This is a genomic window from Mesorhizobium atlanticum (assembly GCF_003289965.1).
In the GTDB taxonomy this organism is placed as follows: domain Bacteria; phylum Pseudomonadota; class Alphaproteobacteria; order Rhizobiales; family Rhizobiaceae; genus Mesorhizobium; species Mesorhizobium atlanticum.
Genome location: NZ_QMBQ01000001.1, coordinates 251,872 through 265,388, shown reverse-complemented (window position 1 = coordinate 265,388; position 13,517 = coordinate 251,872). Strand labels below are relative to the sequence as shown.

General features: G+C 64.6%; 19 protein-coding genes and 1 riboswitch. Of the genes, 14 read left to right on the top strand and 5 right to left on the bottom strand.

Annotated elements, in window-relative coordinates:
• Positions 1-6 precede the first annotated feature (6 nt).
• The 3 genes from DPM35_RS01575 to DPM35_RS01565 form a co-directional block, all read right to left on the bottom strand.
• On the bottom strand, positions 7-1,266 hold the full coding sequence (locus DPM35_RS01575; protein ID WP_112125578.1) for an RNA polymerase sigma factor: 1,260 nt from the start codon (positions 1,264-1,266) through the stop codon (positions 7-9).
• Entirely contained in the window at positions 1,263-1,667 is a 405-nt protein-coding gene (locus DPM35_RS01570) for a YciI family protein (RefSeq protein WP_112125577.1), read from the bottom strand. Before DPM35_RS01570 ends, DPM35_RS01575 begins: the two co-directional genes overlap by 4 nt.
• A gap of 204 nt (positions 1,668-1,871) precedes the next feature.
• Positions 1,872-2,462: a TetR/AcrR family transcriptional regulator gene (locus DPM35_RS01565; protein WP_112125576.1), complete on the bottom strand. Its 591-nt coding sequence runs from the start codon at positions 2,460-2,462 to the stop codon at positions 1,872-1,874.
• A 103-nt stretch (positions 2,463-2,565) separates the two neighbouring features.
• Here DPM35_RS01565 and DPM35_RS01560 point away from each other — a divergent pair, with 103 nt between their 5' ends.
• The 5 genes from DPM35_RS01560 to DPM35_RS01535 all read left to right on the top strand — a co-directional run bounded on the left by DPM35_RS01560 (position 2,566) and on the right by DPM35_RS01535 (position 5,880).
• A complete protein-coding gene (locus tag DPM35_RS01560; RefSeq protein WP_112125575.1) occupies positions 2,566-3,120 on the top strand; it encodes a DinB family protein in 555 nt (184 codons plus the stop codon).
• A 376-nt stretch (positions 3,121-3,496) separates the two neighbouring features.
• On the top strand, positions 3,497-3,868 hold the full coding sequence (locus tag DPM35_RS32340; protein ID WP_181591888.1) for a hypothetical protein: 372 nt from the start codon (positions 3,497-3,499) through the stop codon (positions 3,866-3,868).
• A 271-nt stretch (positions 3,869-4,139) separates the two neighbouring features.
• Positions 4,140-4,736 carry a glutathione S-transferase family protein gene (locus tag DPM35_RS01545; protein WP_112125573.1) on the top strand — a complete coding sequence of 199 codons (597 nt, stop codon included), beginning with the start codon at positions 4,140-4,142 and terminating at the stop codon, positions 4,734-4,736.
• 262 nt (positions 4,737-4,998) lie between these two features.
• Positions 4,999-5,376, top strand: a complete 378-nt coding sequence (locus DPM35_RS01540; protein ID WP_245431393.1) for a TfoX/Sxy family protein — start codon at positions 4,999-5,001, stop codon at positions 5,374-5,376.
• Between the two features lie 87 nt (positions 5,377-5,463).
• Positions 5,464-5,880, top strand: coding sequence for a GFA family protein (locus tag DPM35_RS01535; protein WP_112125571.1), 417 nt, complete (start codon positions 5,464-5,466; stop codon positions 5,878-5,880).
• Positions 5,881-5,951: 71 nt separating this feature from the next.
• Here the strand turns inward: DPM35_RS01535 and DPM35_RS01530 are convergent, their stop codons facing one another.
• On the bottom strand, positions 5,952-6,593 hold the full coding sequence (locus tag DPM35_RS01530; RefSeq protein ID WP_112125570.1) for an outer membrane protein: 642 nt from the start codon (positions 6,591-6,593) through the stop codon (positions 5,952-5,954).
• A 411-nt stretch (positions 6,594-7,004) separates the two neighbouring features.
• Here DPM35_RS01530 and DPM35_RS01525 point away from each other — a divergent pair, with 411 nt between their 5' ends.
• From DPM35_RS01525 to DPM35_RS01485, 9 genes are all read left to right on the top strand, one after another.
• Positions 7,005-7,769 carry an SDR family oxidoreductase gene (locus tag DPM35_RS01525; RefSeq protein WP_112125569.1) on the top strand — a complete coding sequence of 255 codons (765 nt, stop codon included), beginning with the start codon at positions 7,005-7,007 and terminating at the stop codon, positions 7,767-7,769.
• The gene (uvrC, locus tag DPM35_RS01520; protein ID WP_112125568.1) at positions 7,766-9,847 is read left to right on the top strand and encodes an excinuclease ABC subunit UvrC; all 2,082 of its coding nucleotides are present in this window, start codon (positions 7,766-7,768) and stop codon (positions 9,845-9,847) included. The genes DPM35_RS01525 and uvrC overlap by 4 nt, the downstream gene beginning before the upstream one ends.
• A 146-nt stretch (positions 9,848-9,993) precedes the next feature.
• A complete protein-coding gene (gene pgsA, locus DPM35_RS01515) occupies positions 9,994-10,590 on the top strand; it encodes a CDP-diacylglycerol--glycerol-3-phosphate 3-phosphatidyltransferase (protein WP_095816028.1) in 597 nt (198 codons plus the stop codon).
• A gap of 5 nt (positions 10,591-10,595) precedes the next feature.
• Positions 10,596-10,853, top strand: a complete 258-nt coding sequence (gene moaD, locus DPM35_RS01510) for a molybdopterin converting factor subunit 1 (protein ID WP_041001878.1) — start codon at positions 10,596-10,598, stop codon at positions 10,851-10,853.
• Position 10,854: 1 nt separating this feature from the next.
• Entirely contained in the window at positions 10,855-11,334 is a 480-nt protein-coding gene (locus DPM35_RS01505) for a molybdenum cofactor biosynthesis protein MoaE (protein WP_112125567.1), read from the top strand.
• Positions 11,335-11,467: 133 nt separating this feature from the next.
• Entirely contained in the window at positions 11,468-11,881 is a 414-nt protein-coding gene (locus tag DPM35_RS01500) for a YbaY family lipoprotein (protein WP_112125566.1), read from the top strand.
• Between the two features lie 27 nt (positions 11,882-11,908).
• Positions 11,909-11,971: riboswitch (Fluoride riboswitch) on the top strand.
• Positions 11,972-12,069: 98 nt separating this feature from the next.
• The gene (crcB, locus tag DPM35_RS01495) at positions 12,070-12,483 is read left to right on the top strand and encodes a fluoride efflux transporter CrcB (protein ID WP_112126195.1); all 414 of its coding nucleotides are present in this window, start codon (positions 12,070-12,072) and stop codon (positions 12,481-12,483) included.
• Between the two features lie 3 nt (positions 12,484-12,486).
• Complete coding sequence (crcB, locus tag DPM35_RS01490) at positions 12,487-12,909, top strand: fluoride efflux transporter CrcB (protein WP_112125565.1); 423 nt, start codon at positions 12,487-12,489, stop codon at positions 12,907-12,909.
• 13 nt (positions 12,910-12,922) lie between these two features.
• Positions 12,923-13,267 carry a DUF190 domain-containing protein gene (locus tag DPM35_RS01485; protein ID WP_112125564.1) on the top strand — a complete coding sequence of 115 codons (345 nt, stop codon included), beginning with the start codon at positions 12,923-12,925 and terminating at the stop codon, positions 13,265-13,267.
• A gap of 16 nt (positions 13,268-13,283) precedes the next feature.
• On the opposite strand, the gene DPM35_RS01480 is transcribed toward DPM35_RS01485, so the two are convergent.
• On the bottom strand, positions 13,284-13,490 hold the full coding sequence (locus DPM35_RS01480; RefSeq protein WP_146767908.1) for a hypothetical protein: 207 nt from the start codon (positions 13,488-13,490) through the stop codon (positions 13,284-13,286).
• Positions 13,491-13,517 lie beyond the last annotated feature (27 nt).

Genomic DNA, 13,517 nt, shown 5'->3' with positions numbered 1-13,517 from the left:
GCCGGCCTACCCCGAATTGGCTTCTCCACCACCAGCCCGCGCAAGCAACAGCGCCCGTTCCCGCTCATTGCCCGTCAGCCCGGCGGCGCGGCGGAATTCGGCGCGGGCTTCGTCCGTCCGTCCGAGCTTCGCCAGAAGGTCGCCGCGCACCGTGGGCAACAAATGCGTATCGTTGAGCCGAGGTTCGTCCCGCAGCGCGTCGGCGATCGCCAACCCTTGCGCCGGTCCGAACGCCATGCCGGCAGCGACCGCCCGGTTTACCTCGACGATGGGCGAGGGCGCCGCCAGCGCAAGCGCCTGGTAATAGGCGGCGATGGCGACCCAGTCGGTGTCCGCGGCGCTCACGGCGCGCGCATGGCAGGCGGCGATCATCGCTTGCAGCTGATAGGGGCCAGGTGTCGGCGTCAGCGCCATCGCGCGGTTCAGCCCATCGAGGCCGCGCCGGATCAGCGACCAGTCCCAGCGGCTGCGGTCCTGGTCGAGCAGAAGGACCGGGTTGCCCGTCGCGTCGATGCGGGCGCCAAAGCGCGACGCGCTGAGCTCCATCAGCGCCACCAGGCCGAGCGCCTCGGGCTCCTGCGGCAGCAGCGCCGCCAGCAGGCGGCCGAGACGCATCGCCTCGCCGCTGAGGTCCGCGCGCAGCCAGTCCGGTCCGGCGGAAGCGACATAGCCTTCGTTGAAGATCAGGTAGATCACTTCCAGCACGGCGCCGAGGCGCTCGCGCCGCTCCTGCCCGCGCGGCGTCTCGAAGGCGATGCCGGCTTCGCGCAGCGTTCCTTTGGCGCGCACGATACGCTGGGCGACGGCCGCCTCCGGCGCCAGGAAGGCGCGCGCGATCTGAGGCGTCGACAGCCCGCCCAGCATCCGCAAGGCAAGCGCCGCGCGCTGTTCGGCCGGCAGCACCGGATGGCAGGCGGTGAAGATCAGCCGCAACAGATCGTCGTCTATGTCCTCGTCCAGCGCCGCCTCGATCCCCGGCATCTCGCGCTCCAGTTCGGCTAGGTCGACGGCCAACTGGCGATGCTTGCCGTCGATCAGCACGGTTCGGCGCAGCCGGTCGAGCGCCCGGTTGGTGGCGACCCGGGTCAGCCATGCGGCCGGATTGTGTGGAATGCCTTCCTCGGGCCAGCGTTCCAGCGCCAGCACGAAAGCATCCTGCACCACCTCTTCGGCCAGCCCGACATCGCGCAAATAGCGGGTGAGCCTGGCGGCTAGCTTTGGTTGCTCTATCCGCCAGACCGCTTCGATCGCCGCCGTGGCGGTCAACCCTTCAGCTCGTCGAATCCGTCGACGACCTTCTGGACGTCCTCGGGAAAATCGTTCATCTCGAAAACGCGCCGGATTTCGATGACGTCGTTTTCTCCGGCCGGGCAGCGTCGCGCCCATTCCACGGCTTCCTCGGGCGAGCGTACGTCGATCATCCAATAGCCGCCGAGCACTTCCTTGACCTCCGCGAACGGGCCGTCGGTGACGGTCGGCTTGCCCCCCTTGAAGGAGACCCGTGCGCCCGAGGACGGCGGATGCAGCCCGTCGAGCGCGAGCAGCACGCCGGCCCGCTTCAGCTCTTCATTGTATTTCATCATCGTCGCCACGGCTTCCGCTTCGGGCCTGACCTCGGGAGCCGCGGTCGCGTAGCCGCCGGGGATCATCAGCATCATGAAACGCATCGGTGTGTTGTCCTTCGTTGGTTGGTTGCGATGATACGACGAACGGGGATGGGCGGAATCGACAGGCGATGCGAATTATTTTGCGATGCCGGCCACCGGGCGAAGTGGCGTGGCGGCATGCGAGCCGGAGCCAGCCTCGTCCTCTGGCGCTGTCTCACGCTGCCTTGGCGCCCGACAGGTCAGGTAGCTCGGCCACCTGACAGGTCAGGTAGCTCGGCTACCTGACAGATAGGCCGAGATCAGCTCGACGAGTTGCTTCTGCAATTCCGGCGTGTCGAGCATGTTACGCCGCGCCGCGTTGTGGATCACGCCCTCCACCGCCGAGGAGAGCACGCGCGCCATCGTCTCGGTATCCTTGCGGCGTCGGCGGTACTGCGCGACGGCCGCCGCGTAGTGTTCGAGATAGCGCGCCTGGAACGAGGCGTGCACGGCGCGCGAGCCGCGGTCGCCGGGTGCCTCGTCGAGCAGCACCTGATGCAGCGTCGGATGGATCGAGTGCGCGCCGATCATGCCGCGCACCAGCTCGCGCGCGAATTGCCTGAGCGGCTTCGCCTCCGCCGACGCTTCGCGAATCACCGACAGCACATGATCGAAGTGACGGCGCCGGATCGCTTCGACCAAAGCGAGCTTGTCGGGGAAATATTGATAGAGCGAGCCGATGCTGACGCCCGCGGCCTCGGCCACCTTGTTGGTGGAAAAGCCGGCCCAGCCGAGCTCGCTCAGAACGTGAGCACCGGCTTCGATGATCGCCTCGACGGTGGCGATCGAACGTGCCTGGCGCGGCTGCTTGCGCATGCGCGCGGCCGGCTTTGCAATGCGAGTAGACATGCTGGCCCGTCTCCCGAGAATATGAACAGGATACTCACATTCATTTCACCAACGCAAATGGGCCGCGAAGTTGAGCGCCAAGACCTTGCTGAAGAGCCTGCTTGCCTACCAGGCCTGGGCCAATGATGAGCTCGTGGAGACGCTTGCCGGATTGGATCCGTCTCATGGCGCCGGAGAGCGACACGCCGCGCTCCGCCTGATGAACCATATCCATGTTGTGTCGCGGATCTTTGCCGCGCATCTCAGCGGCGTAGCCCACGGCTATGCGAGCGACAATACGCCGGACACACCCGAGCCGCGCGCGCTGCGCGCCAACCTTGCCGAGATCGATCGCTGGTATCTCGACTATCTCGAAACCATTTCGGAGCAGGCACTTGCCGAGCAGATCGCCTTCACCTTCACCGACGGCGACAAGGGCTGCATGACGCGGCAGGAGATGCTGACCCATGTCGTCCTGCACGGCGGATACCATCGCGGCGAGGTCGGTCGCATGCTGGCCGGGATCGCGGTCTCGCCGCCCTGGGATACCTACGCCGTGCACCTGCACCGGGCCGAGCCGGCGCGCCGCCTGCAGGGCGAACGCAGGTCGACCGAGATTGACGGTGGGCCAGAATATGAGCTTTAAGCTCACTTTCAAGCTCGTAAGCTTTGATCGTCCCGCATGGCCGGTTCATCTGTAGATGTTTTCGCTGGACAAGATGAAGCGGATGTTCAGCGGCGTGTTCTCTATTGTGAGCACTCTGCTCACATTGCGGTATAAGGTTATGCCGCGGATGGATGGATCATCGGGTGATAGAAGCCGGGCGAAAACCTGTGCGCCGGGCCGCCACTTCGAAAGTGACAGATTCGCTCACAATTTTTCAATGAGGCGCATCTTCGTGTAACCAAAATTCAATAACTGAAAATCATTGTGTTGCTTCGCTGGCTAGACAGTCGCGAGTCAGATATGCATGAGCACGCCGGGTCACTCACGACCTTAGGCAAAACGCAAGGGGCATCGCATGGCAAAGACCACAACCAAGGCGCCGGCGGCGAAAGCGCCGGCAAAGAAGCCGGCAGCTAAGGCTGCCGCGAAACCTGCAGCAGTGAAGAAGGCAGCGGCACCGAAGGCGGCCGCCAAGGCTCCGGCCAAGGCAGCAGCGAAGCCGGCGGCGAAGGCAGCGGCCAAGCCCGCCGCCAAGGCAGCAGCCAAGCCGGCCGCAAAGCCGGTAGCGAAGGCAGCGGCGAAGCCCGCCGCCAAGGCAGCAGCCAAGCCGGCCGCGAAGGCCGCGGCCAAGCCCGCCGCCAAGGCTCCGCTGAAGGCCGCCGCCGCCAAGGCTCCGGCAGCCGTCAAGAAGGCAGCTCCGGCGAAGAAGCCGGCCGCCAAGAAGTAATCGCGTAGCTTCGCTTGGCGAACCGCGGCAGGTGAGGGCGGGTGCCACCCCGGCACCCCTCTCGCCAATTCGGTGTGACAGCGAGCGAAGTCGGAGCGAACGCTCCTCCTAAAGCTCTCGGAAATTTTGCCGTCCGGCAAAACTTTCCGGGGGCTTTTTTGTTGGCGCGTCCGCGCCGGCAGGACGTGGCCAATCCGGATCAGCTTTGCTGGGCCGTTGCCCAGGACGTTCCATTCGGTCAACAGTGCGGCACACAACTGGGAAATCGATCATGCCGAAACTGCTCTATGCTTCCACGTCCCCCTACAGCTCGAAGGTCCGCATGGCGGCCGTCTACGCCGGCATCGCCGTCGATCTCGTGCCGGTCAAGACGGAGGACAAGCCCGCCGAACTGATCTCAGCCAATCCGCTCGGCAAGATCCCGGTGCTGGTGCTGGAGGATGGCCGCTCGATCCATGACAGCCGCGCCATTACCCAGCATCTCAACCGGCTGTCGAAGAATGCGCTGTTCCCGCGCAATCCGGACAAGCGGCTCGAGGCGGAAGTTCTCGAGGCGCTGGCCGACGGCATTTGCGACTGCGCGCTGTCGATGGTCTATGAGCGGCGCACACGGCCGGAAGAGATGGTCTACCAGCCTTGGCTCGACCGCCAATGGGGCAAGATCACCACCGCGCTCGACCTCATCAACGCCAATCCGCCCAAGCTGCCGAAGAAGATCACCGCCGGCCACATGGCGCTGCGCGCCACACTTGGCTATCTCGCGCTGCGCTTCTCGGGGCAATGGGAGAAGGGCCGCGGCCGCCTGGTCCGCTGGGCCGCGCGCTTCGACGAAAAGTTTCCGGAACTGAAGAGCAGCGTGCCGGGGTAGAGCGCCTTCTCCTTCTCCCCTTGTGGGAGAAGGTGGCCGAGCGAAGCTCGGTCGGATGAGGGGTGTTGGAAGGATCGCTGCGAGTAAGAAATTGGGGCTTGAAGCGCCCTATTCTTCAGCGCCCCGTTTCTTCCAGCACCCCTCATCCGTCTCGGCGCTGCGCGCCGATCCACCTTCTCCCACAAGGGGAGAAGGGGAAGCGAGCTTGAACCCCCACCCGCTTCCATGCTTGCCTGACATCATCCAAGTCGGAGATATGAGCATGGCAAAGCCCTCAACCAGTGTCGCGCCCGACCCGATGGTCGAGCGCTTGCGCGCCGCCCTCGGCCGGCGCGACTTCACCGAACAGAAGATGTTCGGCGGCACCTGCTTCATGATCAACGGCAACATGCTGATCGGCACTTCGAAGCGCGGACTCCTCGTGCGCGTCGGCAAGGACGCGCATGCGGCGGCGGCCGCTCGCCCCCATGCACGCCCGATGGAAATGGGCGGGCGCTCGATGGAAGGCTACCTCCACGTCGCGCCGGAAGGCACGGCGAGCCAGGCCGAACTCGCCTTCTGGCTCGATCTCGCTTTGGCCTTTGTCCAGACATTGCCGCCGAAGGACAAACCCGCCAAAGTCGCAAAGAAGCGCGCGTAAGCCGCTGACTCACCACTTTCCGGACGGCGATGTGTCAGTATCGGCTTGCGCCGGCGCTGACGAACGCACCCGGCCAAGGGGCAAGCGATGGCACTCAGCGGGCATTGCATGTGCGGAGCGGTCACCTGGACATATTCCGGCGACATCATCCGCAATCTGGTCTGTCACTGCGCCGATTGCCAGCGTGCCACCTCGTCTCCCTTCACCGCCTTCCTGGGACTGAGGCCCGATGACCTGAGCTGGGCCGGCGACATCAGGCACTATGAAAGCAGCACGGACACGTTTCGCGGCTTCTGTCCGTCTTGTGGCACCAGGCTCTACTTCCGCTCGGCAAGATGGCCGTCGGAGATCCACGTCCACGCCGCCACCATGACCGATCCAGGCGACTACCGGCCCGACGCCCAGGTCTTTATGCGTTCGCGCTTGAAATGGCTGGACCGGCTGCCCTCGATCGCCACTCACGATGGTTTCCAGCAGCAGCCGGCGCGTCGGTCGGGCGCCTGACGCCTTTCGGCCCTGTCAACAAAAAAGCCGGGCGCGAGGCCCGGCTTTTCCGTGTCGTGGCTTTTGACGACTTAGAACTTCATACCGAGGCCGAACGTGACGCGGTTGTCCGAAGACTTGACCTTGCCGACATTGTCGAAGTTCTTGCTGCCGTAGTCGGTGTAGCGATACTCGACGCGACCGAACACGTTGTCCGTGATCTTGATGTCGGTGCCGGCGCCGGCCGTCCAGCCCCACATACCCTTGCTCTCACTGGAGACGCCGTCGTCGATCTTCTGGTTCTTGGCGGCGAGACCGCCCGTGCCATAGAGCAGGATTTCCGGGGTCACGGCATAGCCGAGGCGAGCGCGCAGAGAGCCTTCCAGGCCCGACTTGGCGCTGTAGGTAGCGGTCGAACCCTTGGTGCCGTTGTAGCCGAGGTCGGCTTCAGCACCGTAGACGAAGTTCTCCTGCTGCCACTGATAGCCGCCGAAGACGCCGCCGACGAAGCCCTTGGTCTTTGCATTGTCACCCAACGCCTTGGCATGGCCGCTGAAGCCATAGCCGGCGCTCAGGCCGACATAGGGGCCGGCCCAGGAAGCAACCGGAAGCTCGGCAACCGGAGCGGGAGCCGGCGGCTCCTCGGAAACGACGTCGGCCGCAAAAGCGGTACCAGCAAAGGCGAACAGCCCGAGCGCGGCGGCAAGCGGCGCGAATTTAAGATTGGTCTTCATTGTTGTACTCCTTAAGCCACAAGACACTTAGGCTTGGTTGTTCATGAAACGCCCCGGCCCGTCCGGGGGGATAAACGAGCCTGGCGTTTAACGGTTCCGAATGTCGTGCTGAAATGCGGCTGAAGCGAACCTGAACTTGGGTCATTCCCGGGCGCGAATGAGGCCGAAAGGTGACGTTGCATCTTCGCAACAGCGAATGTCAGCAGGCTAATCATGTTGCGCTGCACATCGCTTGGTTCAAGGGGTGCAGCAACATATATTGCCGGGAACGGCGCCCCGAATCCGGCGGGGCGGAAGCGCATCCGGGCCGCTCCGCCACATTCCTGCCCTAGGTGGAAATGGCATTTAACGCTTGGCCCGTCATATTGTGCCGGCTTCCCGGAATCGTGAAGCCGATTGAGGATTGACACCATGAAACAAGCCACGGCCGTCGCGCTGGTGACGGGTGGAGCAAGGCGGATCGGCAAGGCGATCGTCGAGGATCTGGCCGCCAATGGCTTCGCCGTCGCCATCCATGCCAACCGGTCGAGCACGGATGCCGAGGCGCTGGCGGGAAAGATCACGGGCGAGGGCGGTCGCGCCGCCGTCGTCGCCGCCGACCTCACCGACATGGATGCCGTCGGCGATCTCGTCGGCAGATCCGAGGCGGCGCTCGGCCCTGTGACGCTGCTGGTCAACAATGCGTCCCTGTTCGTCGACGACCGGGTCGAGGATTTCGACTGGCAGGCCTGGGACCGCCATTTCGCCATCCACGTGAAGGCGCCCGCGCTTTTGGCGCAGAATTTCGCCCGCGCGCTGCCGCAAGACGAGGAGGGGCTGATCGTCAACATGATCGACCAGCGCGTCTGGCGGCCGACGCCGCGCTATTTCTCCTACGCGCTGTCGAAATCGGCGCTCTGGACACAGACGCAGATGCTGGCGCAGGCGCTCGGGCCGCGCATTCGCGTCAACGCCATCGGACCCGGCCCGACACTGAAGAACAAGCGCCAGGACGACGACGATTTCGAAAGCCAAGTCGAGGGCCTGATCCTGAAGCGCGGCCCGCAATTGCCCGAATTCGGCGCGACGATCCGCTATCTCTGGCAGGCGCGTTCGGTGACCGGCCAGATGATCGCGCTCGACGGCGGCCAGCATCTTGCATGGCAGACGCCCGATGTGACAGGCATGGTGGAATGAGTCCCGCAGCCCAAAAACACAGACGCAACGGCGCCGCCGAAGACCTGCCCCCCGATGTCGATCTCGACGTCGAGGATGAGGCGGCGGAGGAGATCGTCGAACCCGAGGCTTTGCCGACCGGCCCCGATGTCGCCTTCACGGCCATCGACTGGACGCCGCATGCCGGCGATGCCGACGGCATGGTCGGCGCCGAGGTGATCCAGACCTTGGTCAAGCGGCTGCCCAACCAGCCCGGCGTCTATCGCATGATGAACGCCTCCGGCGACGTGCTCTATGTCGGCAAGGCGCGCAGCTTGAAGAAGCGCGTCACCAACTACGCGCAGGGGCGGTTCCACACCGCCCGCATCGGCCGCATGGTGCGCGAGACGGCGACGATGGAATTCGTCGTCACCCGCACCGAGATCGAGGCGCTGCTGCTCGAGGCGAACCTCATCAAGCGGCTGAGGCCTCGCTTCAACGTGCTGATGCGGGACGACAAGTCGTTCCCTTATATCCTGCTCACCGGGGACCATGTCGCGCCCGGCATCTACAAGCATCGCGGCGCGCGCTCGCGCAAGGGCGACTATTTCGGCCCCTTCGCCTCGGCCGGCGCGGTCGGCCGCACCATCAATTCGCTGCAGCGCGCCTTCCTGCTTCGGAGCTGCACCAATTCGTTTTATGAGAACCGCACAAGGCCCTGCCTGCTCTACCAGATCAAGCGCTGCGCCGGTCCCTGCACCGGCGAGATCTCGCATGAGGGCTATGCCGAGCTCGTCGCGGAAGCCAAGGATTTCCTCTCCGGCCGCAGCCAGAAGGTGAAGACGGAAATCTCGGCCGCCATGCAGCAGGCCTCCGAGGAGCTCGACTTCGAGCGCGCCGCCATCTACCGCGATCGGCTTGCCGCGCTCTCGCATGTGCAGGCGCATCAGGGCATCAATCCGCAGACGGTGGAGGAGGCGGATGTCTTCGCCATCCACCAGGAAGGCGGCCAAACCTGCATCCAGGTGTTCTTCTTCCGCACCGGCCAGAACTGGGGCAACCGCGCCTATTTCCCCAAGGCCGATCCGGCGCTGGAGCCGGCCGAGGTGCTGGGCTCGTTCCTGGCCCAATTCTATGACGACAAATTGCCGGCGCGCGCGCTGCTGCTGTCCCATGCCGCGCAGGAACAGGAACTGCTCGCCGAAGCGCTGTCCACCCATGCCGGCCGCAAGATTACGATCTCTGTACCGCAGCGGGGCGAGAAGAAGGACCTGACCGATCACGCGCTGCAGAACGCCCGCGAAGCGCTTGGCCGCAGGCTGGCCGAGACCTCGACGCAGGCGCGACTGCTGCAGGGATTCGCCGAGACCTTCGGCCTGGCAAAACCGCCGGTGCGCATCGAGGTCTACGACAACTCGCACATCATGGGCACCAACGCGGTCGGCGCCATGGTCGTTGCCGGGCCGGAAGGTTTCGTGAAGAACCAGTACCGGAAATTCAACATCCGCTCGACCGAGATCACGCCGGGCGACGATTTCGGCATGATGCGCGAAGTGATGCAGCGGCGTTTCTCGCGGCTGCTCAAGGAGCATGGCGACGAGCAGCCCGGCGCAACCGCGGACGACACCGGTGACGAGGACCTGGTCGCCGGCAATGGCGGCTTCCCGGCCTGGCCCGACGTCATCCTGATCGATGGCGGCCAAGGCCAGATGACGGCGGTGCGCCAGATCCTTGCCGATCTCGGTGTCGAGGACCGGGTAACGGCAATAGGCATCGCCAAGGGCCCGGACCGCGATGCCGGCCGCGAGCGCTTCTTCGTCAAAGGCAGGGAGAGCTTCATGCTGCCGGTGCGCGACCCGGTGCTCTATTTCGTCCAGCGCTTGCGCGACGAGGTGCACCGCTTCGCCATCGGCTCGCATCGGGCCCGCCGCAAGAAGGAGATGGTGAAAAGCCCGCTCGACGAGATCGCGGGCATCGGCCCGGGCCGCAAGCGCGCCCTGCTGCTCGCCTTCGGCACCGCCAAGGCGGTCAGCCGCGCCGCGGTCGAGGACCTGGTCAAGGTCGACGGCATTTCCGAGCATGTGGCAAAGCTGGTCTACAATCATTTTCATGAGAGCTGAGGCCGTCGCGGGCAGGGACGTCCCGAGGGGGCACCTCACGCCGGCCCTCACGCCATTTTTCCCTGTCCAATCGAATCTCGGCTGTTGACCCCCTACATTGGCTTCTGATTTGAGTACCTCTGGCGGCGGAGATTTCCCGAGACGACATGGCACAACGCGCGTTCAACCTGCCGAACATCCTTACCTACGCCCGCATCGTTGCGGTGCCGTTGGTCGTGCTGTGCTTTTTTCTGGAGGGGCATCTGAAGTCATCCGACTTCGCCCGCTGGTCGGCGCTGGTCATTTTCCTGCTCGCCTCGATCACCGATTATTTTGACGGTTATTTCGCGCGCGCCTGGCAGCAGACTTCCAACATCGGCAAGATGCTCGATCCGATCGCCGACAAATTGCTCGTCGCTACCTGCCTGCTCCTGCTTGCCGCCGACACCGACCGCCATGGCGGCATCGCCGGCTGGTCGCTCTGGGCGGCGATCATCATCCTGTGCCGCGAGATCCTGGTTTCGGGCCTGCGCGAATATCTGGCGGCCTTGAAAGTGTCGGTGCCGGTGACGCAGCTCGCCAAGTGGAAGACGACCATCCAGATGGTCGCCATCGCCTTCCTGCTGGTCGGACCGGCCGGCGACAAGATCTTTCCGCTGACCACCCAGATCGGCCTGGTGCTGCTGTGGATCGCGGCGCTCGTCACGCTCTACACCGGCTATGACTACTTTCGCGCCGGCCTCAAGCACATCATGGACGAGTGAAGACAATGTCGACGAAACTCATCTATTTCGCCTGGGTGCGCGAGCGGATCGGCAAGCCGGAAGAGGACGTTGAATTGCCTTCCGGTATCGAGACGGTCGCCGACCTGCTGCGCTGGCTGAAGTCGCGCGGCGAGGAATATGAGAACGCGCTGCAATACCCCGATGTCATCCGCGTCGCCATCAACCAGGAACATGTCGGCCACCGCGAGAAGATCGCCGGTGCGCGCGAGATCGCGCTGTTTCCGCCGATGACCGGAGGCTGACATGGCCGGCGCCGTCGTGCCCGCCATCCGCATTCAGCGCGAGGATTTCGACGTCGCCGCCGAGATCGCCGGCCTGACCAAGGGCCGGGCCGATATCGGCGCCGTGGTCACCTTCTCCGGCCTTTGCCGCGACGAACAGGGCACGCTGTCGGCGCTCGAGCTCGAGCACTATCCCGGCATGGCGGAGGCCGAGATCGGCCGCATCGCGGCTCAGGCCGTCGAGCGCTGGCCGCTGCAGGGGCTCACTGTCATCCATCGCCACGGCAAGATAAGGCCGGGCGAGAACATCGTGCTGGTGGTCGCGGCCTCGTCGCACCGGCAGGCGGCCTTCGAGGTGGCGAATTTCCTGATGGACTATCTGAAGTCGCGCGCGCCCTTCTGGAAGAAGGAACATCTTGCCGACGGCTCCGAGGGCGGCTGGGTCGAGGCCAAGGAAGCCGACGACCACGCGGCGGACCGCTGGAAGAAACCGGGTGAATAATGCATGTCGCCCAGAAGTGTGCAGCGGTTCTGGGGCAACGACATGCATCAGAAAAACTCCCGTTCGGCCATCGAACGACCGCAATCCTTGCCAAGCTTGCCGATCGGTTCGATTTGCTTGGGCGTGCAATCTCATGCTGGACCGCGTCGCGGAATTCTTCATCTTCGGGCTGGTGCCGCTGGTCGTCGGCGTGCTTGCCGTGCCGGAAGTGACGAAGGCCGGCGAGAAGACCATCGCCGGCGAGGTGACCTATCGCGAGCGTATCGCCCTGCCGCTTGACGCCGTGCTGGTGGTCGAGCTTGCCGATGTCTCCCTGGCCGATGCGCCGGCAACCGTGATCGCCAAGCGCAGGATAGCGCCCACCGGCCAGGTGCCGATCAGATTCGACATCGGTTTCGATCCCAAGGCGATCCAGAAGGGCCGGACCTACGCGCTGCGGGCGCGCATCACGGTCGGCGAGCGGCTGATGTTCATCACCGACACAAGTCACCGGGTCGATCCGCTGGTCGGCGGTCATCAAGGCATCGTCTTGAAACGGGCTGGTTGACCGCGCCTCGGTGACCGCCTAGTTTGCCTCGAAAATGGGGATGGGGTTCCCCCGAAACCGCTCTTATGGGCTGATGACTCCTGCCAGGCGTGCTCTTGCGCGGCAGGATTTGTTTTTCCCGCTCGCATCATGCCTGATTTCGTGAGGTGATTCCGGTGCGGAATCGCGTTTGGAAAGGCATGAAAGCGATGACCCTTGTGGCCTGCGCCCTGGTCCTGATCGGCGGTTTCCTCGGCGGCATCTCGCGCTTCTTCCTCTCCGGCGTGGTTGGCCGCGGAGTCGGCGAGACCTTTCCCTGGGGCACGCTGGCGGTCAATGTCTCCGGCGCTCTTGCCATCGGCGCCCTCGCGGGTGCCGCGCGAGCGGTGGGCGGCATCTTTGCCAGCGATCTCGTGCGCGATCTCATCGTCGTCGGCCTGTTCGGCGGCTATACCACGGTGTCGTCCTTCTGCCTGCAGACGCTCAATCTCGCGCTCGACGGGGAGGGGCGGCTCGCGGCCTTCAACGTCGTCGCCTCATCGGTTCTGTGCGTGCTGTTCGTCGCCCTCGGCTTCTGGGCCGTTGTCTGGGTGGCTGGTCCCGCAACAGGGCCGGCGGGCTGAGCGATGATGGACAGACAGGCGGCAATGCGGCTTTATCTGGCGGTCGGCTGCGGCGCGGCGATCGGCTCTCTGACACGCTTCCTGTCGGGCTATGTCATCGTCTCGCTGCTCGGCCTGAACGCTCTATGGTCGACCGCTTTCGTCAACGTCGTCGGCTCCTGGATCATCATGGCCTTTGCCACGCTGACCGGGCCGGATGGGCGCATGATGGTCGGCGCGGCCAGCCGCAATTTCGTCATGGCCGGCTTCTGCGGCGGCCTCACCACGTTTTCGGCGATGAGCCTCGACACCTTCATCCTGCTGTTCGAGGGCGACTTGCCGCTGGCCGCGACCTATCTCATCAGTGTGGTCGGGCTGTCGCTCGCCGCCGCGTGGCTGGGCTATCTGATGGCATCCAGGCTCAACCGCTTGCCGGCCGACAGGTAACAAGGAGGAGAACATGGAACTTCCCGCGCAATGCGCGCTGCTCAGAATCTTCTTCAGCGAGGACGACAGGACGGCCGACGGCAAGCCGCTGCACGAGGCGATCGTCATCAAGGCGCGCGAAACCGGCATGGCCGGCGCTACGGTGCTGCGGGGGCCGCTGGGCTTCGGCCGGTCAAGCGTGCTCCACACCGCCAAGATCCTGCGCTTGTCGCAGGATCTGCCCATCGTCGTCGAGATCGTCGACGCGCCGGAGAAGATCGATGCGCTGATCCCTGAGATCAAGGCGCTGACGAAGGCGAAAAGCTGCCTGATCACGAGGGAGAAGGTCGAGGTCATCCGCTATGGCGATGGGGACTGAGCCACCGATCCTCGCATCAGCCGCTGCGCAGACGTCTTCCGATCGTCCCTTCGTCGAAGACACCGGCGGAAAAGAGCTTCATGGCCTCTATCGCAAGGTCCGTTGCTTCGGAACTGCCGACGACGATGCCGCGCTCCTCGCAGACCTGGTCATAGATGCGCTTCAGCAGGACGAGATCGTCCGGATAGGCAGCGCCACTTTTAGAAACATGAGGCTTGATCATGCTTCCCTCCCTCGGTTTGGGCAGAAG

Excerpts from the sequence above, each read along its gene's own strand:
- DPM35_RS01485 (WP_112125564.1), top strand. The coding sequence starts at position 12,923 with ATGGAACTTCCCGCGCAATGCGCGCTGCTCAGAATCTTCTTCAGCGAG.
- DPM35_RS01545 (WP_112125573.1), top strand. The coding sequence starts at position 4,140 with ATGCCGAAACTGCTCTATGCTTCCACGTCCCCCTACAGCTCGAAGGTC.
- DPM35_RS01525 (WP_112125569.1), top strand. The coding sequence starts at position 7,005 with ATGAAACAAGCCACGGCCGTCGCGCTGGTGACGGGTGGAGCAAGGCGG.
- DPM35_RS01535 (WP_112125571.1), top strand. The coding sequence starts at position 5,464 with ATGGCACTCAGCGGGCATTGCATGTGCGGAGCGGTCACCTGGACATAT.
- DPM35_RS01565 (WP_112125576.1), bottom strand. The coding sequence starts at position 2,462 with ATGCGCAAGCAGCCGCGCCAGGCACGTTCGATCGCCACCGTCGAGGCG.
- DPM35_RS01480 (WP_146767908.1), bottom strand. The coding sequence starts at position 13,490 with ATGATCAAGCCTCATGTTTCTAAAAGTGGCGCTGCCTATCCGGACGAT.
- uvrC (WP_112125568.1), top strand. The coding sequence starts at position 7,766 with ATGAGTCCCGCAGCCCAAAAACACAGACGCAACGGCGCCGCCGAAGAC.
- DPM35_RS01500 (WP_112125566.1), top strand. The coding sequence starts at position 11,468 with ATGCTGGACCGCGTCGCGGAATTCTTCATCTTCGGGCTGGTGCCGCTG.
- DPM35_RS01505 (WP_112125567.1), top strand. The coding sequence starts at position 10,855 with ATGGCCGGCGCCGTCGTGCCCGCCATCCGCATTCAGCGCGAGGATTTC.
- DPM35_RS01540 (WP_245431393.1), top strand. The coding sequence starts at position 4,999 with ATGGCAAAGCCCTCAACCAGTGTCGCGCCCGACCCGATGGTCGAGCGC.
- pgsA (WP_095816028.1), top strand. The coding sequence starts at position 9,994 with ATGGCACAACGCGCGTTCAACCTGCCGAACATCCTTACCTACGCCCGC.
- crcB (WP_112126195.1), top strand. The coding sequence starts at position 12,070 with ATGACCCTTGTGGCCTGCGCCCTGGTCCTGATCGGCGGTTTCCTCGGC.
- crcB (WP_112125565.1), top strand. The coding sequence starts at position 12,487 with ATGATGGACAGACAGGCGGCAATGCGGCTTTATCTGGCGGTCGGCTGC.
- DPM35_RS32340 (WP_181591888.1), top strand. The coding sequence starts at position 3,497 with ATGGCAAAGACCACAACCAAGGCGCCGGCGGCGAAAGCGCCGGCAAAG.
- DPM35_RS01570 (WP_112125577.1), bottom strand. The coding sequence starts at position 1,667 with ATGCGTTTCATGATGCTGATGATCCCCGGCGGCTACGCGACCGCGGCT.
- DPM35_RS01530 (WP_112125570.1), bottom strand. The coding sequence starts at position 6,593 with ATGAAGACCAATCTTAAATTCGCGCCGCTTGCCGCCGCGCTCGGGCTG.
- moaD (WP_041001878.1), top strand. The coding sequence starts at position 10,596 with ATGTCGACGAAACTCATCTATTTCGCCTGGGTGCGCGAGCGGATCGGC.